This window comes from Pseudogemmobacter sonorensis (genome assembly GCF_042762395.1).
Lineage (GTDB): Bacteria > Pseudomonadota > Alphaproteobacteria > Rhodobacterales > Rhodobacteraceae > Pseudogemmobacter > Pseudogemmobacter sonorensis.
Genome location: NZ_JBEFZE010000028.1, coordinates 31,576 through 52,387, shown reverse-complemented (window position 1 = coordinate 52,387; position 20,812 = coordinate 31,576). Strand labels below are relative to the sequence as shown.

18 protein-coding genes and 1 pseudogene are annotated in these 20,812 nt (G+C 67.8%); 9 read left to right on the top strand and 10 right to left on the bottom strand.

Annotated features, from left to right (window positions below):
• The 4 genes and pseudogenes from ABNX41_RS16755 to gmd all read left to right on the top strand — a co-directional run.
• Positions 1–438, top strand: a pseudogene (locus tag ABNX41_RS16755) (hypothetical protein); the annotation flags it as partial.
• A gap of 224 nt (positions 439–662) precedes the next feature.
• Complete coding sequence (locus ABNX41_RS16750; RefSeq protein WP_438670860.1) at positions 663–2,414, top strand: type I secretion system permease/ATPase; 1,752 nt, start codon at positions 663–665, stop codon at positions 2,412–2,414.
• Positions 2,414–3,727 (top strand): HlyD family type I secretion periplasmic adaptor subunit, encoded by a 1,314-nt coding sequence (locus tag ABNX41_RS16745; protein ID WP_438670859.1) that lies wholly within the window; start codon positions 2,414–2,416, stop codon positions 3,725–3,727. The genes ABNX41_RS16750 and ABNX41_RS16745 overlap by 1 nt, the downstream gene beginning before the upstream one ends.
• Before the next feature lie 163 nt (positions 3,728–3,890).
• On the top strand, positions 3,891–5,012 hold the full coding sequence (gene gmd, locus ABNX41_RS16740; protein WP_438670858.1) for a GDP-mannose 4,6-dehydratase: 1,122 nt from the start codon (positions 3,891–3,893) through the stop codon (positions 5,010–5,012).
• A gap of 50 nt (positions 5,013–5,062) precedes the next feature.
• Here gmd and ABNX41_RS16735 read toward each other — a convergent pair whose 3' ends face one another.
• The 3 genes from ABNX41_RS16735 to fcl are packed head-to-tail and all read right to left on the bottom strand — an operon-like array spanning position 5,063 to position 7,276.
• Positions 5,063–6,079: a glycosyltransferase family 10 domain-containing protein gene (locus ABNX41_RS16735; RefSeq protein WP_438670857.1), complete on the bottom strand. Its 1,017-nt coding sequence runs from the start codon at positions 6,077–6,079 to the stop codon at positions 5,063–5,065.
• Positions 6,076–6,312 carry a hypothetical protein gene (locus tag ABNX41_RS16730; RefSeq protein WP_438670856.1) on the bottom strand — a complete coding sequence of 79 codons (237 nt, stop codon included), beginning with the start codon at positions 6,310–6,312 and terminating at the stop codon, positions 6,076–6,078. The genes ABNX41_RS16735 and ABNX41_RS16730 overlap by 4 nt, the downstream gene beginning before the upstream one ends.
• Positions 6,313–6,334: 22 nt before the next feature.
• Entirely contained in the window at positions 6,335–7,276 is a 942-nt protein-coding gene (fcl, locus tag ABNX41_RS16725) for a GDP-L-fucose synthase (RefSeq protein WP_438670855.1), read from the bottom strand.
• A gap of 476 nt (positions 7,277–7,752) precedes the next feature.
• On the opposite strand from fcl, the gene ABNX41_RS16720 reads away from it, so the two are divergent.
• The 5 genes from ABNX41_RS16720 to ABNX41_RS16700 all read left to right on the top strand — a co-directional run bounded on the left by ABNX41_RS16720 (position 7,753) and on the right by ABNX41_RS16700 (position 12,763).
• Positions 7,753–9,189: a mannose-1-phosphate guanylyltransferase/mannose-6-phosphate isomerase gene (locus ABNX41_RS16720; RefSeq protein ID WP_438670854.1), complete on the top strand. Its 1,437-nt coding sequence runs from the start codon at positions 7,753–7,755 to the stop codon at positions 9,187–9,189.
• Between the two features lie 287 nt (positions 9,190–9,476).
• Complete coding sequence (locus ABNX41_RS16715) at positions 9,477–10,241, top strand: ABC transporter ATP-binding protein (RefSeq protein ID WP_438670853.1); 765 nt, start codon at positions 9,477–9,479, stop codon at positions 10,239–10,241.
• Positions 10,242–10,266: 25 nt separating this feature from the next.
• Entirely contained in the window at positions 10,267–11,127 is an 861-nt protein-coding gene (locus ABNX41_RS16710) for an ABC transporter permease (RefSeq protein WP_438670852.1), read from the top strand.
• Positions 11,128–11,183: 56 nt separating this feature from the next.
• Complete coding sequence (locus ABNX41_RS16705) at positions 11,184–12,245, top strand: ABC transporter substrate-binding protein (protein ID WP_438670851.1); 1,062 nt, start codon at positions 11,184–11,186, stop codon at positions 12,243–12,245.
• 65 nt (positions 12,246–12,310) lie between these two features.
• Positions 12,311–12,763 (top strand): allophanate hydrolase-related protein, encoded by a 453-nt coding sequence (locus ABNX41_RS16700; RefSeq protein ID WP_438670850.1) that lies wholly within the window; start codon positions 12,311–12,313, stop codon positions 12,761–12,763.
• Between the two features lie 78 nt (positions 12,764–12,841).
• Here ABNX41_RS16700 and ABNX41_RS16695 read toward each other — a convergent pair whose 3' ends face one another.
• The 7 genes from ABNX41_RS16695 to ABNX41_RS16665 all read right to left on the bottom strand — a co-directional run bounded on the left by ABNX41_RS16695 (position 12,842) and on the right by ABNX41_RS16665 (position 20,703).
• Entirely contained in the window at positions 12,842–13,525 is a 684-nt protein-coding gene (locus tag ABNX41_RS16695; RefSeq protein WP_438670849.1) for a GntR family transcriptional regulator, read from the bottom strand.
• 65 nt (positions 13,526–13,590) lie between these two features.
• Positions 13,591–15,750, bottom strand: a complete 2,160-nt coding sequence (mtlD, locus tag ABNX41_RS16690; RefSeq protein ID WP_438670848.1) for a bifunctional mannitol-1-phosphate dehydrogenase/phosphatase — start codon at positions 15,748–15,750, stop codon at positions 13,591–13,593.
• Positions 15,751–16,057: 307 nt separating this feature from the next.
• Positions 16,058–16,951 carry a glucose-1-phosphate thymidylyltransferase RfbA gene (gene rfbA, locus ABNX41_RS16685; RefSeq protein WP_438670847.1) on the bottom strand — a complete coding sequence of 298 codons (894 nt, stop codon included), beginning with the start codon at positions 16,949–16,951 and terminating at the stop codon, positions 16,058–16,060.
• Positions 16,948–17,793 (bottom strand): dTDP-4-dehydrorhamnose reductase, encoded by an 846-nt coding sequence (gene rfbD, locus ABNX41_RS16680; RefSeq protein ID WP_438670846.1) that lies wholly within the window; start codon positions 17,791–17,793, stop codon positions 16,948–16,950. Before rfbD ends, rfbA begins: the two co-directional genes overlap by 4 nt.
• Positions 17,790–18,839, bottom strand: a complete 1,050-nt coding sequence (rfbB, locus tag ABNX41_RS16675) for a dTDP-glucose 4,6-dehydratase (RefSeq protein WP_438670845.1) — start codon at positions 18,837–18,839, stop codon at positions 17,790–17,792. The genes rfbD and rfbB overlap by 4 nt, the downstream gene beginning before the upstream one ends.
• Complete coding sequence (gene rfbC, locus ABNX41_RS16670) at positions 18,836–19,414, bottom strand: dTDP-4-dehydrorhamnose 3,5-epimerase (protein WP_438670844.1); 579 nt, start codon at positions 19,412–19,414, stop codon at positions 18,836–18,838. The genes rfbB and rfbC overlap by 4 nt, the downstream gene beginning before the upstream one ends.
• 122 nt (positions 19,415–19,536) lie before the next feature.
• A complete protein-coding gene (locus ABNX41_RS16665; RefSeq protein ID WP_438670843.1) occupies positions 19,537–20,703 on the bottom strand; it encodes a nucleotide sugar dehydrogenase in 1,167 nt (388 codons plus the stop codon).
• Positions 20,704–20,812: the final 109 nt, after the last annotated feature.

Sequence of the window (20,812 nt, the reverse complement as noted above, 5' to 3'; positions counted from 1 at the left end):
GAGCGCGGGCTGCAACGCGAGACCATGGGGTTGCAGGTCAGCGAGATCGAGCGGCAGGCCCGTGGGCTTGTCGCCGCGAAGACGGAAGCACAGGCGCAGGCCGCCCGTTTCGCGGCGCTGGAGGAGGAATTGCGGGCCGAGATCGCCCTGCGCGGCGCGCTGCTGGCCGAAAACGAGCGTGAGCGCGGGCTGCAACGCGAGACCATGGGGTTGCAGGTCAGCGAGATCGAGCGGCAGGCCCGTGGGCTTGTCGCCGCGAAGACGGAAGCACAGGCGCAGGCCGCCCGTTTCGCGGCGCTGGAGGAGGAATTGCGGGTCGAGATCGCCCTGCGCGGCGCGCGGCTGGTCGAGCTGGAGGCCGAACTCGCACTTGTCTATGCCTCGACTTCCTGGCGGGCCACCGGCCCCCTGCGGCGTCTCCGGCGTAAGCGGGCCTGAGGGGCGATCCCGGGGCTCCCCCGCGCCGGGCCCCATGCGGCGCAGGGCGCGAAAACCGGGCTTCGTGAAAAAGCCTCCGCACAGGATGGCGGATCTGGTAGGAATCGCCCGAAGCGGGTGACCGCCCCGGACAACATGCATCGCGGGCGCTGTCCCGCCCGTCGCACGGGCCTCGACAGCGCTGCCGCCAGCCCGGCCCCGTTCCGGCCGGAAGGAGTGTGACAGTGGCGAAGGACCAGGCCGTCGACGGACACAAGGAGTTGCGGTCGGCAAGCTCGATCACGCGCGGCGCGCTGGTCGCGGCCTTCCTGTTTTCGACCTTCGTCAACCTGCTGATGCTGACCTCGCCGGTCTATATGCTTCAGGTCTATGACCGGGTGCTGGGATCGCGCTCCGAGGCGACGCTGATCGCGCTGTCCCTGCTGATGGCCTTCCTGTTCCTGACCATGGGGCTGCTGGATTATGCCCGCGGCCGCATCCTCGCGCGGATCGGGGCCCATGTGCAGGAGGCGCTCGACCGCCGGGTGCTGTCCGCGGCCTTCCGCCGCCTGACCGTCGCGCCGCGCGACGTCGCCGCCCATGCGGCGCAGCGCGACCTGGAAACCGTGGGGCGGTTCTGGGCCTCGCCGATCCTGACCGCGCTGATGGACCTGCCCTGGGCGCCGCTTTACGTCGCGGTCCTCTTCGTCTTCCATCCCCTGCTGGGCTGGTTCTCGGTGGGGGCGGGGGTCGTGCTGGTGACGATCACGCTGCTGAACCAGCGCGGAACCGAGGCCGTCACCAATGACGCCACGCTGGCGACGCTGGCCGCCGACCGCCAGGCCGACAATCTCAAGGCGGAATCCGAACTCGTCCGCTCCATGGGGATGACCGGCCATGCCTTCCGGCGCTGGCAGGCCTTGCGCCACAAGGCCCTGGCCGGCAGCATGACCGCCGCCGATACCGCGGGCACCTTCTCGGTGACCACGCGGACGCTGCGGATCTTCATGCAATCGGCCATCCTCGGCCTGGGGGCCTGGCTTGTGCTGAACAGCAACCTTTCCCCCGGCGCGATGATCGCGGGCTCGATCCTGATGGGGCGGGCGCTTCAGCCGATCGAGGTCTCGATCAGCCAATGGTCGATGCTGACCCGGTTCCGCGCCTCGCGCGACCGGCTGGCTCAGTTGCTCAGCGATGTGCCGCCCGAGCCCGAACGCACGCCCCTGCCGCGCCCCAAGGGCCGGCTCGAGGTGCAGGGCCTGGTCATTGTCCCTCCCGGCGAAAGCCAGCCCGTGCTGCGCGGCGTGGCCTTCCGGCTGGAACCGGGCCAGGCCATGGGGGTGATCGGCGCCTCGGGTTCGGGGAAATCCTCGCTGGCGCGGGCGCTGACCGGCGTCTGGCGGCCCTCCGGGGGGCATATCCGCCTGGATGGGGCCACGCTCGACCAATATGATCCCGACACGCTTGGCAGCTATATCGGCTATCTGCCGCAGCGGGTGACCCTGTTCGACGGCTCCATCGCCGAAAACATCGCCCGGCTGGACGATACGGCGGATCCGGCGAAGATCGTCGAGGCGGCGAAGAAGGCCGCCGCCCATGACCTGATCGTGCGCCTGCCAAAGGGCTACGACACCCCGGTCAGTTCCATGGGCGGGCTGCTGTCGGGCGGGCAGATCCAGCGCATCGGCCTGGCCCGGGCCTTCTACGGCAATCCGGTCCTTCTCGTGCTGGACGAGCCGAATTCGAACCTCGACAACGAAGGGTCGATGGCGCTGAACCATGCGATCAAGACGGCCAAGGCCTCGGGCTGCGCGGTGCTGATCATGGCGCACCGCCCGGCGGCGATCCAGGAATGCGAGTTGCTGATGGTGATGAAGGACGGCATGGTCCAGACCCTTGGCCCGCGCGACCAGGTCCTGCGCGAGGCGGTCCGGAATTCGGGCGATGTGGCGCGGTCGATCAAGCCGGGCGCCGCCGCCCCCGGGGGGGTGCAATAATGGGCAAATCCGCTGATCCACGCCAGGTCTGGTCGATGCGCGGCCCGCTGGTGGTGGGTTTTCTGTCGCTGGCGCTTCTGGTCTTCGGCTTCGGCGCCTGGGGTGTGATGGCCTCGATCTCGGGGGCAGTCATCGCCTCGGGCCAGGTCGAGGTGGAGCAGAACCGCCAGGTGGTCCAGCATCCCGACGGGGGCGTGGTGGCCGAGATCCTCGTCATCGAGGGCGGCAAGATCGAGGCGGGCGACGTGCTGATCCGGCTGGACGGCACGCTGCTGGTCTCTGAGCTGGTCATCGTCGAGGGCAGGCTGTCCGAGATCCAGGCCCAGCGGGCGCGGCTTGAGGCCGAGCGCGACGGCGCCGCTGAGGTCACCTTCCCGGTCGGCCTGCTGGCCGAGGCCGAACGCCGCCCCGAGGTGGTCGAGCAGATCGAGGGGCAGCGCGGGCTCTTCGAGGCGCGGGCGGCGGCGACGGCCAAGGAGGCCGAACAGCTCGCCCGCCGGATCGACCAGATCGCCAACCAGATCGAAGGCGTGGATGCCCAGCTCAAGGCGCTCGAGATCCAGGTCGGGCTGATCCGCAAGCAGCTGGAGGATCAGCAGAGCCTTCTGGACAAGGGCCTGACCCAGGCCTCGACTGTGCTTGCCCTGCAGCGCGAGGAGGCGCGGCTGATGGGCCAGGCGGGCGAGCTGACCGCGATCCGCGCCCAGTCGGGCGAGCGGATCACCGAGATCGAGGTGCAATTGGTGCGCCTTGACCTGAACCGCCGCACCGAGGCCGCGAACGGGCTGCGCGAGATCGCCCCGGTCGAGCTGGAACTGGCCGAGCGGCGCAGCGCCCTGCGCGAGCGGATCGACCGGCTGGACATCCGGGCGCCGGTTTCGGGCCTGGTGCTGGGGCTTACCGTCAACACCCCGCGCGCCGTGATCCGCCCGGCCGATGCGGTGCTCTACATCGTGCCGCAGGACCGACCGCTCGTGATCGCGGCCCAGGTCTCGCCGATCCATATCGACCAGATCCATGCGGGCCAGTCGGCCGAACTGATGTTCTCGGCCTTCTCGGCCCGCACGACGCCGCATCTGAAGGGCAAGGTCACCGTGGTCTCGGCCGATGCCCTGACCGACCAGCAGACCCGGGCCAGCTATTACCGGATCGAGATCGTGCTGGACGAGGGCGAGATCGAGAAGCTCGAAGGGCTGACCCTGCTGCCCGGCATGCCGGTCGAGGCCTTCATCCAGACGGATTCGCGCTCGCCCCTGACCTATCTGATGAAACCGTTCATGGATTACTTCAACAAGGCCTTCCGCGAAAGCTGAGGCGGATCGCCGGGTCCGGCGGCAGGGTGGCGCGCGGGAATCCGGTTGCGGTGGGGCACGGCCCCATGCACAAGGTCAATTTGCAAGAGCGGGCGGCCCGGGCCGCCCAGACGGAAATGCCCGGGCGGGATGCCCAAGGTGCGTGCAGGATCGGGAGATCTGGATGAAGAAGGCCCTTATCACGGGGATCACGGGTCAGGACGGGTCCTATCTGGCGGAATTCCTGCTGGAAAAAGGCTATGAGGTGCATGGGATCAAGCGCCGCGCCTCGCTCTTCAACACCCAGCGGGTGGACCACATCTACCAGGACCCGCATATCGACAACGCCCGTTTCAGGCTGCATTACGGCGATCTGACCGACACGTCGAACCTGACGCGGATCCTGCAGGAGGTGCAGCCCGACGAGGTCTACAACCTCGGCGCCCAGTCCCATGTCGCGGTTTCCTTCGAGGCGCCGGAATATACCGCCGATGTGGACGGGATCGGCACGCTGCGCCTGCTGGAGGCGATCCGTTTCCTGGGGCTGGAGCAGAAGACCCGTTTCTACCAGGCCTCGACCTCCGAGCTTTACGGCCTGGTGCAGGAGACCCCCCAGCGGGAAACCACGCCGTTCTGGCCGCGCTCGCCTTACGCGGTGGCCAAGCTCTATGCCTATTGGATCACGGTGAACTACCGCGAGGCCTACGGGATCTATGCCTGCAACGGCATCCTCTTCAACCATGAAAGCCCGCGGCGGGGCGAGACCTTCGTCACCCGCAAGATCACCCGGGGCCTCGCCAATATCGCCCAGGGGCTGGAGGGCTGCCTCTACATGGGCAATATCGACAGCCTTCGCGACTGGGGCCATGCCAAGGATTATGTGCGGATGCAGTGGATGATGCTGCAGCAGGACGCGCCCGAGGATTTCGTGATCGCGACCGGCGTGCAGTATTCGGTGCGCCAGTTCATCGTCTGGTCGGCGGCGGAGCTGGGGATCGAGCTGGAATTCTCGGGCGAGGGGGTGGACGAGATCGGCACGGTGGCTGCGGTCGCCGGCGACAAGGCGCCCGCGGTGAAGCCCGGCGACGTGCTGGTACGCATCGACCCGCGCTATTTCCGCCCGGCCGAGGTCGAGACCCTGCTGGGCGATCCCTCGAAGGCGAAGGCCAAGCTGGGCTGGGTGCCCGAGATCACCGTGCAGGAGATGTGCGCCGAAATGGTGGCCGAGGATCTGAAGGCCGCGCGGCGCCACGCCCTTCTCAAGGCCCATGGCCATGAGATCCCCGTCAGCCAGGAGGGGTGGTGAGGCTCCAGATCCTGTGGGCCTGACCTTTCCCCAAGACCTGCCGGACGACCTCAGCCAAGCGCCCGTTGCAGATCATGCCGCAGGGCCGCGCCAAGGCGTTCATATTCGCGCATGATCAGCGATTCATCGGCGAAAAGCGCGGCCAGCCGCGCCTGCACCCGGGCGTAATCCGCCGGATCGGGCCACAGGTCGCGCGCCGACGGGTCGAAGGGCCGGTCCAGCCTGTCCTGCAGGTTGATCCATCCCCGCGACCCGACCAGCCGGTGAACCGCATGGCCCGCCGAGGCGGCATAAAGCGGGATCGCCCCCACCGCGAAGGCGTCCCAGATCTTTTCCGACACGTAATCCGGCTGATGGGTGTTCTCGACCGCCGACATGATGCGGCAGCTCAGGTCGAACCGTTCCAGCTTGTCCAGATGCCAGTCCGGCAGAGCCTGGCGGAGCGGCGCCGTGGTCCAGCCCCGGCCCTCGCGGATCACGCGGGTCCCAAGGCAGGTCTCGGCCAGGCGGCTGCGGCGCACCGACAGCCCATGGAAATCCACCTCGGGGAAGTCGCGCTCCAGCGCCGGGTCGAGGCGGCGCTCGGCCAGGAAGACCGCCTCGTGCCGGGCCTCGGCGAAATGACGCCGCCAGTCTGCGGCGCTCCATCCGGCATTGCGGTCGAAGAGCGGGCGGTAATGCGCGATATAGCGCCGGTCCGTCAGCAGGAAATAGGGGATGGCCAGGCTGCGGAAGATGGTCGAACTGTGGTGGTTCAGCACCGTGAGGTCGAATTCGGCGCCCGAGACCGCCACCCGCTGCCGCAGGGACAGGGGATCGGGCAGCGCGGAAATGTCCCACAAGGGCTCTTCCGACAGCAGCACCAGCCGCGATTGCGGCGCCCGCGCCAGAAGCCCCCTGATCTCGGGGCCGAAAAGCGTGAAATCCCAATGATGGCTGACCAGCAGGATATCGGCCTCCTCGGGCCCCGCGGCCAGCCCGATCGCATCCCCTGCGGCGGCGCGGATCGGCGCATAGGCCAGGGGCTGGCGGTTGCGCCAGCCCCCGAAGGGCAGGACGCGGATCATCGCCCCAACCCTGCCCGCAGCCGGTGGAGCGCGCCCGAGACCCATCGCAGCGGCGCGGTGATCCGCCAGGACTGCGAGCGGCGCAGCGCGTCGATTTCCGCCGCAAGGGCCGCGCGCTCGGCCAGGGCCAGGTCCAGCCGCTTTTGCAGATCCAGCCGCACATGGGCCAGATCGCGCAGATCGGCCAGGAGACGCGACGTCTCGCGGTCCTGAAGCAGGGTCTCGTCCGGCATCCGGCCGGGGCTGTCCCCGGCGCTATCCCCGGTCCCGTCCGTCGAGGAAGTCTGCATAGGCATCTGCGATCCCGTCTTTGAGGGGGCGGGCCCGGTTCCAGCCCATGGCATGCAATCTGGAACTGTCCATCAGCTTGCGCGGCGTGCCGTCGGGCTTGGTGGCGTCGAAGACCAGCTCGGCCTTATAGCCGACCACTTCGGCGATGGTCTGCGCCAGTTCCCGGATCGTCACCTCGACCCCCGAGCCGACATTCACATGGTCATGGCCGGAATATTCCTTCAACAGGAAAACCAGCGCATCGGCCAGGTCGTCGCAATGCAGGAATTCGCGCAAGGGCGTGCCCGAGCCCCAGACGGTGACGGTCCCGGCCCCGGCGACGCGGGCCTCGTGGAACTTGCGCAGAAGCGCGGGCAGGACATGCGAGGAATTCAGGTCGTAATTGTCGCCCGGCCCGTAAAGATTCGTCGGCATGGCCGAGATCCAGTCGCGGCCATATTGCTGGCGATAGGCCTGGGTCAGGCGGATGCCCGCGATCTTGGCGATCGCATACCATTCGTTGGTGGGCTCCAGCGGGCCGGTCAGCAGGCTGTCCTCCGGGATCGGCTGGGGGGCGAGCTTGGGATAGATGCACGAAGACCCCAGGAACAACACCCGCGCGACATCCGCCTCATGCGCGGCCTGAAGGATATTCGCCTCGATCATCAGGTTCTGATACAGGAAATCGACCGGATAATCGCTGTTGGCCTTGATGCCGCCGACCTTCGCCGCCGCCAGAACGATGGCATCGGGCCTTTCCCTTGCCATGAAGTCGCGCACCTGCGCCTGTTCGACCAGATCGACCCGGTCGCGCCCGGCGGTGATCACCTCGCAGCCCTCGCTTGCCAGCCGGCGTGCGACGGCGCCGCCGACCATGCCCCGGTGACCCGCGACCCAGATGCGCTTTTGCGAAAGATCGAAGGTCATTTCCCGGTTCCCGTCATGATGTCTTCCTGCAAGATGCGCCCCCTGCGCCGTGACCCGGCGACAGGCCTTTCCCGGACATGGCCCATGCCCGCCAGGGCTTTCCGGGGCGCGCCGCGAGGCCGCCCGCAAGCCGTTCGTTCCAGGCGACCCACGCGCCCCGTTTCCGCCGATACGATTAACCGCTGTCACGATCGCATGGCAACCACCCCCGGAGCCAACCGCCCGCGATATAGTCCAGAATATTCTTCCGGGATGACGGCATACGAAGACCCGGCCCGGCGCTTTGCGGTAGAAGCCCGCGATGGGGCCGCTGCGCAAAGCCGACGCAAAGGTTGGAAATGGTATGGCGGGGTGCTGGACGGCACCCCCGGGATGCGCCATCTTGGCGCGACTTCGCCAACTTCGTTCCTCGGGCCTGCCATGCATGAAGCGCCTGACCTGGGGCGCGCAACCTCCCGGACCCACAGGGACACGACATGATACATCCCCTTCTCCTGTGCGGCGGCTCCGGCACCCGGCTCTGGCCGTTGTCGCGCAGATCCTTTCCCAAGCAATTCGTGCCGCTGACCGGCGAGGAAAGCCTGTTCCAGGCCGCCGCGCGCAGGCTTTCGGGCCCGGATTTCGCCGCGCCACTGGTGATCACCGGCAATGATTTCCGCTTCATCGTGCTTGAGCAACTGGCCACCGCGCGGATCCAGCCCTCGGCCGTGCTGATCGAACCCGAGGGGCGCAACACCGCCCCCGCCGTCCTGGCCTCGGCGCTGGCGCTGGCCAAGACCGATCCCGGGGCGCTGATGCTGGTCGCGCCCTCGGACCATGTCGTCCCGGATGCGGCGGCCTTCCGCGCCGCCGTGCTGGCCGCGGCGCCCCGGGCCGAAGCGGGGGATCTGGTCACCTTCGGCATTGCCCCCACCCGGCCCGAGACCGGCTACGGCTATCTCGAACTCGCCCCCGGCGGCGATGCGGGGGCCGATACGCCCCAGCCGCTGGCGCGCTTCGTCGAAAAGCCCGATGCCGCGCGGGCGGTCGAAATGATCGCCTCGGGCAATTACCTGTGGAACGCCGGGATCTTCCTCTTTTCGGTCGGCGCGCTGATCGAGGCCTTCCGCCACCATGCCCCCGACGTGCTGGAGCCGGTGGCCCGCGCCGTCGAGAATGCGGCGCCCGACATGGCCTTCACCCGGCTTTCGCCCGAAGCCTGGGCGGCGGTGCCCGATATCTCGGTCGATTACGCGATCATGGAAAAGGCGCCGAACCTTGCCGTGATGCCGTTCAAGGCGGGCTGGTCGGATCTTGGCGGCTGGGATGCGGTCTGGGCCGAGACCGGGCCGGATGCGGATGGCAATGTCGTCTCAAGCCATGCCACGGCGATCGATTGCGGCGATACGCTGCTGCGCTCCGAGACCGGGCGGGTGGAGCTGGTGGGCATCGGGCTGAAGGACATCATCGCGGTCGCGACCGGCGATGCCGTCCTGGTCGCGCATAAATCCGAAAGCCAGCGGGTGAAGGAGGCGGTCGCGGCCCTGAAGGCCAAGGGCGCATCCCAGGCGGTGCAGTTCCCCACCGACCACCGGCCCTGGGGCATGTTCGAAAGCCTGGTGATCGGGCCGCGCTTCCAGGTCAAGCGCATCGTGGTCAAGCCCGGCGCCGCGCTTTCGCTGCAATCGCATCACCACCGTTCGGAGCACTGGATCGTGGTCGAGGGCACCGCCAAGGTCACGGTGGACGATCAGGTCCGGCTGGTGAGCGAGAACCAGTCGGTCTATGTGCCCCTCGGCTCCGTCCACCGGATGGAGAACCCGGGCAAGGTGCCGATGGTGCTGATCGAGGTCCAGACCGGCAGCTATCTGGGAGAGGACGACATCATCCGCTACGAAGATGTCTATGCCCGCGGCCAGGGTGCCAAGGGGTAGGGCGCGCAAGACGCGCGCCCCCGGGACCGGACCCTCCGGCTTCCGCCTCGGCGCGGTCATCTGCCCGTCCGACCGCGCCGTGACCGTCCCCTGAGACGATGTCGAAGGCGATTCCGGGGGCGATTCCGTTTCGCCGGGGGCGATCCGCTGAACCAATGCCCCCGGAATCGGCACTATTTTTAGGCAGATCCGACAAAACTCCGTTTGCTCCTCGCCCCTGCGGGACGGGCGTCTTGCCCTGCCCGTGATGTTGCATGCGTAATTGCATGCAATCTACAGGGACCAATATGACGACGGACATCATCAGCGGGACGGGGATCTCGAAAGTCTATGCGACGGCGACCGGGCCGCTGGTCGCGCTGGACGACGTGAGCTTCGACATCAAGGAGGGCGAGTTCATCTCGCTCGTCGGGCCATCGGGCTGCGGGAAATCGACATTGCTGTCGATCCTGGGCGGGCTGGAGGAAAGAAGCCTGGGCGATCTGACGATCGCCGGCGGGCCCGCAGGCCGCCCCCGGGCCGATGTCGGGATGATGTTCCAGACCTCGGTGCTGTTTCCCTGGCGGACGATCCGCCAGAATGTCCATCTTCCCGGCCAGATCCTGGGGCTCGACCGCAAGCGGCAGGCCGAACGGACCGAGGAACTGCTCGACATGGTCGGGCTCAACGGTTTCGGCGACCGCCTGCCGGGAGAGCTGTCGGGCGGCATGCGCCAGCGCGTGGGCCTCGCCCGCCTGCTGGCCCATGATCCGCGCATCCTGATGATGGACGAACCCTTCGGCGCCCTGGACGAATTCACCCGCGAGACGATGAACCTGGAATTGCTGCGGATCTGGGAGGCGATGCGCAAGACCGTCATCTTCGTCACCCACAACATCGGCGAGGCGGTGTTCCTGTCGGACCGCGTCTTCGTGATGACGCCGCGCCCGGGCCGGCTGGAGGGGATCGTCGAGATCGACCTGCCCCGCCCCCGCACCACCGCGATGATGCGCGATCCCCGGTATTCCGAACTCGTGTTCGAAATCCGCCGCATGCTTGGCGTCGATCACTGAACGCCCCGGAGCTGAAAGACACGACATGACCATGACCGAGACCGGCCTTCCGATTTCCCTTCCGCAGACGACCGACCGGCAAAGCGATGCGATCAGCCGGTTTGTCGAAGCCGAGCGCCGCCGCGCCCGCCGCGAGACGCTGACCAACCGGCTGCTTGCGCTGGGGTTCGGGATCTTCGTGATCGCGGCCTGGGCGATCGCCACCCATGGCGGGTTCGTCCATTCGCTGATCATCCCCACGCCGGTGGCGACGCTTGAGGCCAGCGGGCGGGTGATGGCCGCAAGCTATTTCTGGCCCAATGTCTGGGTCACCCTGCAAGAGATCTTCTGGGGGTTCGCCATCGGCATGGCGGCCGGCGCGATCCTTGGCATCCTTGTCGCCATGTTCGCCACGGTGCGGGCGACGCTCTATCCCTATCTGGTCGCCCTTCAGGCCCCGCCCAAGATCGTTCTGGCGCCGATCTTCGTCACCTGGTTCGGCTTCGACATGGAATCGAAGATCGCGATTTCCGTGGTGATGTGCTTTTTCCCGATGTTCCTGAACACGCTGACCGGCCTGTCCTCGGTCGATCCGAACGCGATCAAGCTGATGCGATCGTTGACGGCAAGCCGCTGGCAGACCTTCCGCTACCTGCTTTTGCCCAATGCCGCGCCGATCATGATGGCGGGGGTCAAGCTGTGCTGGACCCTGGCCGTCCTGGGGGTGATCGTGGGCGAATTCGTCGGCGCCTCGGCCGGGATCGGCTATCTGATCTATGCGATGAACTTCCAGCTCGACATCCCGGCGGTGTTCTTCCTGATCATCCTGCTCTCGCTCTTCACGCTGGTGGTCTACCAGTTGATCGAATGGCTGGAGAACCGGGTGGTGTTCTGGAAATCCCTCTGACGCCCGCCGCCCGTCCTGTTTCAAGGCCCGAAAACAAACCAACAGTGGAGAATGAAATGACCCTTCCCTCACCCGGATTCGGCGGGCTCCTGCGGGCTGCCCTCCTGGGCGGTGCGCTGGCGCTTGGCGCCGGTGCCGCCGCATGGGCCCAGGATCTGACCAGGTTCGACGGCGTGACCGCGCAGGGCGGCCCCACGGCGCAGATGTTCCCGATCTTCGTCGCCCAGGAAATGGGCTTCTATGCCGAAGAGGGGCTGGACGTGACCCTCAACTATTCCAAGGGCTCGTCCGACGCGGCGCGCCAGCTCGCGGCGGGAAATGTGGACTGGGGGATCTTCTCGGCCGCCGCCACGATGCAGGCGGTGCAGCGCGGCTTCGCGCTGAAGGCCATCATGCAGATCTATTACCCCGACACATTCGACATCGTGGTGCCGCAGGACAGCCCGGTGCAGACCATGGCCGACATGAAGGACAAGACCATCGGCGTTTCGGACCTAGCCGGGGGCGAGGTGCCGATGGTGCGCGCCTCGATCGTGGAAAGCGGGCTGGTCGAGGGCGCGGACGTCAGGATGGTGATTGCGGGCGAGGGCGATCCGACGACGATCCGCTCCTTCCAGGAGGACCGGATCCAGGCCTATGCCGGCGCCAAGCGCGACCTTCTCTTGATCCCCGCCCAGGGCATCGAGACCCGCTCGATCACCCCAGCCGCCATCGCCGCCTTCCCGGGCGATGCCCTGTCGGTCCGGGCCGAGACCTTCGAGCAGGACCCCGAGCTTCTGGTCAGGTTCACCCGCGCGACGCTGAAGGGCTGGGCCTGGGGCATGGCCAATCCCGATGAGACCTTCGAACTGCTCAGGACCGAATATGCCGCCGCCAGCCTTGGCGACAATCCGGTTGCGGGCCCGTTCTGGGAACTGGTCCAGACCTATTACACCGCCCCCGAAGGGGTGGAGCCGCACGGCACCTTCCTGCCGTCGGGCTGGGAGACCTACATGTCCTACCTGCAACTGGGCGAGGGCGAGCAGAAGGCCCTGGCCGGTCCCGTCGATCTCGGCGCGCTCCTGACCGACGAGATCGTGCTGAAGGCCTGGGACGGCCTGGACGCCGCCGCCCCCTGATCCGAACCGTGCAGGGGCCCGCCCCGCCGTCGGCGGGCCCGTTTCCCTCTTTGGTAATCCATCCCATGACAGAACATCACGTCCCCGCCGCCCCGCCCACCCCCATCGGCGAGGATTGCATCCCCCTTGCCGTGGTCGGCGCGCATCTTGGCGGCATGCCGCTGAACCACGAACTCACCCGGCCCGGGGGGCGGCTGATCCGCGCCACCCGGACGGCGCCGCTCTACCGGCTTTACGAACTGCCCGGGACCGCGCCGCGCAAGCCCGGCCTGCTGCGCGTCGGCCCCGAGACCGGGGCCGCCATCGAAATCGAGATCTGGTCGCTTTCCCCGGCCGCCTTCGGCGCCTTCGTCGCCCGAATCCCGCAGCCCCTGGGCATCGGCACCCTGGACCTTGCGGAAGGCGGCCAGGCGAAGGGCTTTCTTGTCGAGGAGATCGCCACCCGGGGCGCCGAGGACATCACCCGCTTCGGCGGCTGGCGCGGCTGGCTTGCCGCCCGGGCCAACGCCCCGGCCTGATCCCGGGCGCCATGCGCCGGGTCGTCTCTCCCCCGGCCTTTCCTCCCCCGGCCCCTCGCGCCCCAATTGCCGCGGCCCTCAGCCGCGCAGGGCCGCGGCAACCGATCCGACCGAATGGCGCACCACCTGGATATGGTCGCGCGCCAGGCGGAAGGCGGCCTCGGCGTCGCGCGCAAGGATCGCCTCGACGATGGCGGCATGTTCCTCGATGGATCTGTGGATCCGGCCCGAAGAGCTGAACTGCGCCCGCCGGAACGGCTGGAGCCGGTTGCGCACGCCCCGGGTGACATCGGCCAGAAAGGCATTGCCGCCCAGGCTGTAGATCAGCTCGTGGAAGGCGGCATTGGCCTCGTAATAGCCCGGGATATCCTCGGCCTCGGCCCTCAGCCGACAGTCCTCATGCGCCGCCCGCAACGCGGCGCCGCAACTGTCGGGCATGTTCTCGGCCGCCATGCGGGCGCAAAGGGCCTCGAGCTCGGCCATGACCGAGAACATCTCGTTCAGGCGCTCGGGCGTGAACAGGGGCACCACCGCGCCGCGATGGGGACGGGCCTCGACGAAGCCGATGGCCTCGAGCTGGCGGATCGCCTCGCGCACGGGGGTCCGCGACACGTCGAACCTTTGCGCGAGCGAGACCTCGTCCAGGACGACGCCCGGCCCGATCAGCCCGCGCACGATCTCATCGGCCAGGGTGACGCGGATACGCTCGGTCGATGTCGGCTTCTTGTCGCGCGGGGTCAGGGCTGGATCCGTGGATTGCATGCAACCGAAGCTTTAGAGGCCATTCCACCTCTTGTCCAGAAACGCCCCGATCCCCCCATCGCGGATCATCCGGCCCCTGCCCGCGCGCCCGCATCGCCCCGGGCCGGGTCCGGCAGCGGGAGGGCGCCGGGCGAAAAGGCCTCGAACCCCGCCTTGATGCGCGCGATCAGATCGGCGTCCCCGACCGGATCCAGCCCGGGCATCGGCCGCCCCTCGATCCGTCCGGTCGCCGTCAGCACGTCCTCGATCCGGTTGCGGCGCGCATATATGTCCCGGATCAGGCGGCATTCCTTCTCGTCGTCATGGCGCAGCGCATAGCGAAGCGCCAGCACCACGCCGAATTCCAGCGCCTCGGACCGGATCCCGGCCCGCCTGGCGGCGAAGATGCTGCCCAGGATCCGCTCGTCCCGCTGAAGCTTGCGCAGCGGGTCGCGCCCGACCCGGCGGCAGGTGTCGCTGAAGGATCCGGCGCAACGGTCGGTGAAGATGCGGATGAAATCCCGGATCGAGGGCGCCAGCTCCGGCATGGCCCGGGCAAGAGAGGGGCCGATCTCCTCCTCGGTCAGGCGGCGGACCAGATCCGCCACGCGCGGATCGGCGATGGCCTGGCCGATCGTCGCATGGCCCAGCAGGTCGCCATACCAGGCCAGAACCGCATGGCTGCCGTTCCAGAGCCGGTTCTTCAGCATCTGGACCTTGCCGATATCCTCGACCAGCCGAAGCTGGCGCAACCCGGCCAGAAGCGGCTCGCCCCTGGCAGCGAAGACGGTCATGTCCGGCTCGCTGTGGAAAAGGACGAAATGCACCCGCTCCAGCGTTTTCGCCTGCAAGGCGGTCTGGCGCAGCCGGTCGCAGGCGGTTTCCAGCCAGCCCTCGCGAAAGGCCGGGCGGGGGCCTTCGGACGCGGGCGGGGCCACGCGCGGAGAGGGCCGCAGGAAGGGGCGCAGCTTGATCCGGGCCTGCCGGGCGAGGGATTCGGCCGGGACGCGGCTGACGATGCGGTTCACCATCGCCTCGGGAAAGCGGGTCTGCGCCATGATTTCCCCGGCCAGATCCGGGGCAAGCCGGTCAAGTGCCGCGCGCAGCGCGCGTTCGACAAAGGCGCTGCCGCCGATCTTGTTCAGGATCGTCAGCACGATCAGCGGCCCGGTGCCGCGCCGGTGCCGCTCGATCAGCCCGCGGGCGATCAGCCCGGCCACGCCGGGAATGGCCTGTTCGGGCAGGGCCAGCCCCATCAGCGCGCTGGTGGCGTAAAGCTCGACCACCGCCGCTTCGTCGGCGCTGTCGATCAGCCGGATATCGCCGATCACCTGGTCGAAGCCATGGGCGTCATAGCGGGTGGTGTAGCGCCCGACCGCATTGACCAGTTCGCGCGTCAGTGCATCGCCGGTCACGCCGACGATCTCGGAGGGGCGGGTATAGCCGTCCCAATGCGAAAAGACCTGGGCCAGAAGACCGCCGCCGATGGCGCCGAAGCCGTGGATGCCGACGCGCAGCCCGTTGCGCGCCGAGGGAAACGGATCGAACAGCCGCGGCTCGGGCAGGTCGCGCGTCCGAAGCCGCAGATCCGCAAGGAAATCCATCGTGCTGTCGTAGCGGCGGAAACAGGCCGCCAGAAGATCGGCGGGCGGGTCCTTGATATCGCGGATATAGACCGCCTTTCCCCCCGCCGCCGTCGCGGCGCGCAGGCCATTGGCGGAATCCTCGACGATCAGCGCCTCGTCCATCTCGCAGCCGACAGCCTGGGCGGCGGCCAGGAAGATCTCGGGGTGGGGCTTGCCGTTCTCGACCTCGTCGCCGCAGACCACGGCGTCGAAATAGCGGTAGACATCGGCATTGATCAGATATTCCAGCGCGATGGCCCGGCGGCTCGAGGTGGCGACGGCCAGCCGGATGCCGTTCTTGCGCAGCCGCTCGAGAATATCCGGCAGCCCCGGCTTCACCGGGACGCCATGGCGGCGGACATGGGCCAGTTCCAGCTCATCCGCGCGCTTGCGGATGGCGGCATAGGCGAAAGCCTCGCCGTAATGCGATTTCGCCAGCGCCTCGGCGCGGCGGGCACTGAGGCCGAGCGACCCGATCAGCACCTCGTCCGAGAAATCGACGCCCGAGATTTCGCGCGCCGCCTGGCGGATCGTTTCGAACCGCAGCCTTTCGGTGTCGAACATCGTGCCGTCCATGTCGAACAGGGCCGCAGTGACGGTATGGCCGTCGAAACGGATCATCGGGGATTCCTTCTTCCTTTTGCGCGCAGGCGACCGGCATCGGCCGCGAAGATCGCGGTTGCCTCCCTTCATTCACGCAAAGCGCATGGACTGACGGCCTCCCCAGGGATGCCAGGCATCCCCCCGCCGATGGTGACCCCGGACCCGCAGCCCCCTTCGCCAGGGGCCGCCGCCCAAAAGGGGGCCGCAGGGCGCGCGGATGGCGCCCGGGCCAATTCTGGCGACCGGGGCGCCGAATGTCAAACCGGTGGCGGCGGGCGGATCATGCGGGCCGGAAATGGCCGTCTTGCGGCCCGACCGGATCCCTTCAGTTCTCTCCGGCCAGCCGAAGCAGATACTGGCCGTAATCGTTCTTGCGGTAAGGGGCGGCGATGCGGATCAGGTCCTCGCGCGCGATCCAGCCGTTCTGGAAGGCGATTTCCTCGGGGCAGCCCGATTGCAGCCCCTGGCGCATCTCGATGGTGCGGACGAAATTCCCGGCGTCGAGCAGACTGCCATGGGTGCCGGTGTCAAGCCAGGCAAAGCCCCGGCCCAGGGTCTCGACCCCCATCGCGCCCTCGTCGATATAGGATTGCAGCAGATCGACGATCTCCAGCTCGCCGCGCGCCGAGGGCTTCACCCGATGCGCGCGGTCCGGCGCCGTGCCGTCGAGGAAATAAAGCCCGGTCACCGCGAAATTCGACGGCGGCACCCGGGGCTTCTCGATGATCTGCGTCACCCGGCCGCCTTCGTCGAAGGCGACGACGCCATAACGTTCGGGATCGGCGACGCGGTAGCTGAAGACCGTGCCGCCATGGGTCCGGGCATCGGCATCGGCCAGCCGCTCGGGCAGGCTGTGGCCGTAGAAGATATTGTCCCCCAGCACCATGCAGGATGCGGCGCCGTCCAGAAAGGACTCGGCCAGGATATAGGCCTGGGCCAGCCCGTCGGGCGAGGGCTGGGTGATGTAGTCCAGCCGGATCCCCCATTGCGATCCGTCGCCAAGCGCGCGCCGGAACTGCTCCTGATCATGCGGCGTGGTGATCAGCGCGATCTCGCGGATCCCCGCCAGCATGAGGACCGAGAGCGGATAATAGATCATCGGCTTGTCATAGATCGGCATGAGCTGTTTCGAGACGCCGAGCGTGATCGGATAAAGCCGCGTGCCCGAGCCGCCGGCCAGGATGATGCCCTTGCGCCCGCTGGTCTGGCGTTCCGTCATCGCCCAAGCTCCTTCAATGCGGCGGCCAGCCCCTCGCGCCAGTCGGGGCGGGCCAGACCGAAACGGGCCAGCCCGGCGCAATCGAGCCGACTGTTCGCCGGGCGGCGCGCGGGCGTCGGCCAGGCGCTGGTCGGAATATCGTCGATGCTGCAGGGCAATCCGGCCTGCGCCATGATTTCGCGCGCGAAACCGGCCCAGGACACATCCGGCGCGCCCGAGAAATGGCAGGTTCCCGAAAGCGCGGGCTCGTTCACCAGCCGGGCCGCGAGGACGAGGCAGGCCGCGGCGATATCCCGCGCGGGCGTCGGGCCGCCGATCTGGTCGGCGACCACGTTCAGCCTGTCGCGCTCGGCCCCCAGCCGCAGCATGGTCTTGAGGAAATTGTTGCCATGGGCCGAGAACACCCAGGAGGTGCGCAGGATGACATGGACCGCGCCCGAGGCGCGGACGCCCTCTTCCCCCACCAGTTTCGAACGGCCATAGGCGCCAAGCGGCGCGGCGGGATGATCGGGCGCGAAGGGCGCCTCGCCCGTGCCGTCGAAGACGTAATCGCTCGAGATATGGACGAAGGGCACCGACAGTTCCGCGCAGGCCCGCGCCATGGCGGCGGGGGCCGCGCCATTCACCAACACCGCCGCCGCCTCCTCGGTTTCCGCAAGGTCGACGGCGGTCCAGGCGGCGGCATTGATCACCGCCTGCGGGCGATGCGCCAGGATCCGGGCGGCGCAACTGGCGGGATCGGCAAGATCGGCCTCGTCGCGGCCGAGAAAGACCGCCCCGGGAGAAAGCCGCGCCAGTTCGGTCGCCACCTGGCCGGTCCGGCCGAAGACCAGAAGCTTCATGCCCCGACCCCCAGCCGTTCGCCCACGCCCCTGCGCGCCAGAAGCGGGCGCCACCAATCCTCATTGGCCAGATACCAGTCCACCGTGCGCGCCAGCCCCTCCTCGACCGTCACGCTCGGCCGCCAGCCGAGTTCGTCGCGGATGCGGTCGGGCGCGATGGCATAGCGGGCGTCATGGCCGGGCCGGTCGGCCACGAAGGTGATCTGGTCGCCGTAGGAGCCTTCCGCCTTCGGGCGCCTTTCATCGAGAATGGCGCAAAGGGTGCGGACAAGCTCCAGATTGCTGCGCTCATTCTCGCCGCCGATGTTGTAGCTGCGGCCGGTCGCGCCCTTTTCCAGCACCAGAAGCAGCGCCTCGGCATGATCCTCGACGAACAGCCAGTCGCGGATGTTCGAGCCGTCGCCATAGATCGGCAGCGGCTTCCCGGCCAGCGCGTTGAGGATGATCACCGGAATCAGCTTTTCGGGGAAGTGGTAGGGGCCGTAATTGTTCGAGCAATTGGTCAGAACGACCGGCAGGCCGTAGGTCTCGTGCCAGGCCCGCACCAGATGGTCCGAGGCCGCTTTCGAGGCCGAATAGGGGCTGCGCGGATCATAGGGCGTGTCTTCGTGGAACCTGACCGAGGGATCCCCGGGCAGAGAGCCGAAAACCTCGTCGGTGGAGATGTGATGGAAGCGGAAATCCCCGGGCCGCCCCTGCCCCTGCCAGTAGCCGCGCGCGGCTTCCAGCATGTTGTAGGTGCCGGTGATATTGGTCGCGATGAAATCGCCCGGCCCGTCGATCGAGCGGTCGACATGGCTTTCCGCCGCCAGATGCATCACCCTGTCGGGGCGGTGCGCGGCAAAGATCCGGTCCAGCGCGTCGCGGTCGCGGATATCGGCCTGCTCGAAGGCGTAAAGCGGGCTTTTGGCCACCGGGGCCACGTTCTCAAGGCAGGCGGCATAGGTCAGCGCATCGACATTCACCACCGAGATCCCGCGCCCGACCGCCAGCCGCACCACGGCCGAGCCGATGAAGCCCGCGCCCCCGGTCACCAGGATCTTCATGCCGCCCCCCCGCATGGCGCCCCGCCGAAGGCAAAGGGCCGGGGCGCGTCGCGCAACAGCGGCGCCGCGCGGTCCTTGTCGGACAGAACCGGATCCTCCACCCCCCAGTCGACGCCGATCTCCGGGTCGTTCCAGGCCACCGCGCCGTCGCAATCGGGGGCATAGAGGTCGGAACATTTGTATTGCACCTCGACATCCGGCGTCAGGGTGACGAAACCATGCAGGAAGCCCGCCGGGATCAGCAACTGCCGCCCGTTCCCGGCCGAAAGCTCCACCCCCACCCATTGCGCGAAGCGGGGACTGCCCTCGCGGAAATCCACCGCCACATCCAGGATGGCACCGCGCGAACAGCGGACCAGCTTGGCCTGGGCATGGGGCGGGCGCTGGTAATGCAGCCCCCGCAGCGTGCCCTTCGCCGCCGAGAAGGAATGGTTGTCCTGCACCCAGTCCGTGTCGATCCCGGCCTCGCGCATCCGGGCCGCGTTGAAGGTCTCCGCGAACCAGCCGCGCGCATCGCCGAAGCGGCGGGGCGTCAGGATCATAACCTCGGGAAGGGTGGTCGCCTCGATGTTCACGGCTCTCTCCGGTCGGAATTGCGGATCCGTTCTAGAATCTTCGCCCCATCGACACCAGCCTGCGGGCACCCTCGGGGCAATGCCGTGACCATCCTGCGGCGGCGCACGGCTGCAAGATAGGATCAGTCGGCGCCGAAGATGTCGCGGGTGAAGACCTTCTCCGCGACATCCTCCAGATCCGCCGTGCGGCGGTTCGCCACGATCAGGTCGCTTGCGGCCTTGAAGGCCTCAAGATCGCGGATCACCCGGCTGCCGAAGAAATTATCCCCGGCCAGGGCGGGCTCGAAGACCACGACCTCGATCCCCTTGGCCTTGATGCGTTTCATGATGCCCTGGATCGAGCTTTGGCGGAAATTGTCCGATCCCGCCTTCATCACCAGCCGGTAGACGCCGACGCAGCCGGGGCGGCGGGCGATGATCTGGTCGGCCAGGTAATCCTTGCGGGTGCGGTTGGCCTCGACCACGGCCTGGATCAGGTTTTGCGGCACATTGGCGTAATTGGCCAGCAACTGCTTGGTGTCCTTGGGCAGGCAATAGCCGCCATAGCCGAAGGAGGGGTTGTTGTAATGCGCCCCGATGCGCGGATCCAGACAGACGCCCTCGATGATCTGACGCGGATCCATGTCGCGCGACAGCGCATAGCTGTCGAGTTCGTTGAAGAAGGCCACCCGCAGCGCCAGGAAGGTATTGGCGAAGAGCTTGATCGCCTCGGCCTCGGACGGGTCCGAGAAGAGCACCGGCGCATCCTTGGTCACCGCGCCCTCAAGCAAGAGCGTGGCGAACCGCTCGGCGCGCGCCGAGCGTTCCCCCACGATGATGCGGGACGGGTGGAGATTGTCGTGAAGCGCCCGGCCCTCGCGCAGGAATTCGGGCGAGAAGATCACCTGATCGGTGGACAGTTCCTCGCGGATGCGGGCGACATAGCCCACGGGGATGGTGGATTTGATCACGATGGTCGCATAGGCGTTCACCGCCGTCACCGCCCGGATCACGGCCTCGACGCTGGAGGTGTCGAAGTAATTCGTCTGGGCATCGTAATTCGTCGGCGTCGCCACGATGACGAATTCGGCGTCCCGATAGGCCGATGCCGCATCGGTGGTGGCGGTCAGGTCCAGCGGGCGGTTGGCAAGGAAATCCTCGATCTCGGCATCGACGATGGGCGAGCGGCCCGCATTCACCAGGGCCACCCGCGCCTCGGAAATATCGACCGCCATGACCTCGTGGCGCTGCGCCAGCAGCACGGCGTTCGAGAGCCCCACATAACCCAGCCCCGCAACGGCGATCTTCATTCCTGTCTCTCCCGGCCCATCCGGGCCTTCTTTGCGCCGGGTTGCGCATCAAGGCAAGGCCGACGGGGTCCCCCACCCGCAGAATGCCGCTTTCGCAATGCCGGGGCGG

Bases quoted from the DNA above. Each gene is read 5' to 3' on its own strand.
- rfbD (WP_438670846.1), bottom strand. From the start codon at position 17,793: ATGAAGCTTCTGGTCTTCGGCCGGACCGGCCAGGTGGCGACCGAACTG.
- ABNX41_RS16720 (WP_438670854.1), top strand. From the start codon at position 7,753: ATGATACATCCCCTTCTCCTGTGCGGCGGCTCCGGCACCCGGCTCTGG.
- rfbB (WP_438670845.1), bottom strand. From the start codon at position 18,839: ATGAAGATCCTGGTGACCGGGGGCGCGGGCTTCATCGGCTCGGCCGTG.
- ABNX41_RS16695 (WP_438670849.1), bottom strand. From the start codon at position 13,525: ATGCAATCCACGGATCCAGCCCTGACCCCGCGCGACAAGAAGCCGACA.
- ABNX41_RS16710 (WP_438670852.1), top strand. From the start codon at position 10,267: ATGACCATGACCGAGACCGGCCTTCCGATTTCCCTTCCGCAGACGACC.
- ABNX41_RS16730 (WP_438670856.1), bottom strand. From the start codon at position 6,312: ATGCCGGACGAGACCCTGCTTCAGGACCGCGAGACGTCGCGTCTCCTG.
- ABNX41_RS16715 (WP_438670853.1), top strand. From the start codon at position 9,477: ATGACGACGGACATCATCAGCGGGACGGGGATCTCGAAAGTCTATGCG.
- gmd (WP_438670858.1), top strand. From the start codon at position 3,891: ATGAAGAAGGCCCTTATCACGGGGATCACGGGTCAGGACGGGTCCTAT.
- ABNX41_RS16665 (WP_438670843.1), bottom strand. From the start codon at position 20,703: ATGAAGATCGCCGTTGCGGGGCTGGGTTATGTGGGGCTCTCGAACGCC.
- ABNX41_RS16735 (WP_438670857.1), bottom strand. From the start codon at position 6,079: ATGATCCGCGTCCTGCCCTTCGGGGGCTGGCGCAACCGCCAGCCCCTG.
- mtlD (WP_438670848.1), bottom strand. From the start codon at position 15,750: ATGATCCGTTTCGACGGCCATACCGTCACTGCGGCCCTGTTCGACATG.
- ABNX41_RS16745 (WP_438670859.1), top strand. From the start codon at position 2,414: ATGGGCAAATCCGCTGATCCACGCCAGGTCTGGTCGATGCGCGGCCCG.
- ABNX41_RS16705 (WP_438670851.1), top strand. From the start codon at position 11,184: ATGACCCTTCCCTCACCCGGATTCGGCGGGCTCCTGCGGGCTGCCCTC.
- rfbA (WP_438670847.1), bottom strand. From the start codon at position 16,951: ATGACGGAACGCCAGACCAGCGGGCGCAAGGGCATCATCCTGGCCGGC.
- ABNX41_RS16700 (WP_438670850.1), top strand. From the start codon at position 12,311: ATGACAGAACATCACGTCCCCGCCGCCCCGCCCACCCCCATCGGCGAG.
- fcl (WP_438670855.1), bottom strand. From the start codon at position 7,276: ATGACCTTCGATCTTTCGCAAAAGCGCATCTGGGTCGCGGGTCACCGG.